The organism is Microbacterium sp. BF1 (assembly GCF_019279095.1).
Classification (GTDB): domain Bacteria; phylum Actinomycetota; class Actinomycetes; order Actinomycetales; family Microbacteriaceae; genus Microbacterium; species Microbacterium maritypicum.
Window position 1 is genome coordinate 1 of sequence record NZ_JAGYWT010000583.1, and the last position, 1,441, is coordinate 1,441.

Annotated in this window: 2 protein-coding genes; one reads left to right on the forward strand and one right to left on the reverse strand. The window is 65.4% G+C overall.

The window, feature by feature from the left end; translation table 11 throughout:
- Positions 1-166: 166 nt before the first annotated feature.
- The gene (locus KZA10_RS15080) at positions 167-985 is read right to left on the reverse strand and encodes a matrixin family metalloprotease (protein ID WP_055869336.1); all 819 of its coding nucleotides are present in this window, start codon (positions 983-985) and stop codon (positions 167-169) included.
- Between the two features lie 360 nt (positions 986-1,345).
- On the opposite strand from KZA10_RS15080, the gene KZA10_RS18820 reads away from it, so the two are divergent.
- Positions 1,346-1,441 (forward strand): serine hydrolase (locus KZA10_RS18820; protein ID WP_374196600.1); only part of this gene is annotated, 96 nt, incomplete at its 3' end.

A 1,441-nucleotide genomic window follows, 5' to 3' on the forward strand; every position in this document is an offset into this window, starting at 1 on the left:
GCCGCCGGTCCCCCTCCGCGACGGTGAACCGCGGCCTCGGGCGACAGCGGCGCTGCGCTCGGACGAGGAGCGCGCGGACGCATCCGCGTGACGAATAGTACGGACGCGGGGCCCGGTCGTGAACGACCGGGCCCCGCTGATTCTGACAGCGTTCGAGTGAACGGTGTCAGTTTCCGTAGAGTGCGACGACTCCGTCGGTGTCGACGCTCGTCATCGACAGATCGGCGGACGATCCGTTGCACTGCGGGTAGTGCATGATCGACGACGAGTCATACGGCGTCAGCGGACGCCAGTTGTTGTCCTCGAAGCAGGTGCCGGCCTCGGGGCGGGTGTGCTCGTGGCGGAAGCCGAGCACGTGACCGAGCTCATGACCCAGCACATTCGTCGGGGTCCACGACGAGCCCGGGGTCCAGATCGAGTCGTCGATGAGGACGTTCTGCAGGCGCGGCGCCGTGCTCGGGAAGAAGGCCCGGGCGATGTACTGCGTCGTCTGCACGGGCTCCACGGAGAAGAGGACGGCGTTGTTGCGCGTCGTGCAGTTGGCATCGGCGCTGCTGTCGTAGATGAAGTCGATCTTCGATGATGCGGCCTCCCAGAGCGCGGCGCCGCTTTCCATCGCGCTCACGACGTCGGCATGACGTGCACCGAATGCCGTGCTGACGCAGTAGGTGAGGGCGCTCGCCTGCGCGTCGGACCACTTGTCGTCGATGCTGTTGACCGTGTTGACGATGAGGCCGTTGGTCACGGGATCGGCGCCGAGGAGCTGTTCGTAGAACGACCGCAGTTCGCCCTGGTTGGAGATCACCTCGTCCCCGTTGACGACGTAGGCTCCGTCGATGTCTCGGTAGGTCGACGCCTCGAACTCCTGGAAGGTGGGGATGTCGTCGGCGTCGGGTGCGGAATTCGCGGCAGCGGGGATGACCGTGCCGAGGCAGAGCGCAGCAGCCGCGGTAGCGGCGAACGCCAGTTTTCTCGTGAGTCGCAAAGTACTGGTCCTTTTCGATCTGAACGATTCCGCGCGCCCCCTCGGTGCGCGGCCCCCGGGGAGAAAGGCGGGCAACTCTGCGTCGTCGTTCGCCCCGAAGTCCGCTCACGGTAACCATGCCTTTCACGGAATCGCAAGGCATCTCCCGGCACGTTCATAGATTTATGAACTCAGGTCAGAAATACTGAATGCTGTTCTAGTCGAACGTGCTGTCCGACGTCGCGAGACGTCGGGGGTCAGGGGTGACCCATGCGGGCGAAGGCCCCCAACACGCTGCGCTCGGATGCCGTGAGGTAGCGCTCGAGCTCTTCGGTGGCCGCTTCGGGCCACGTGATCTCCGACGGAGACGTCGATCTGATCGTGCGCGGTCGTGACGGCGCCGGAGCCGCGATCACGCCGGAGACGCGGTTCCGGATCGCGTCGATGAGCAAGTCGATGACGGCGACGGCGATCATG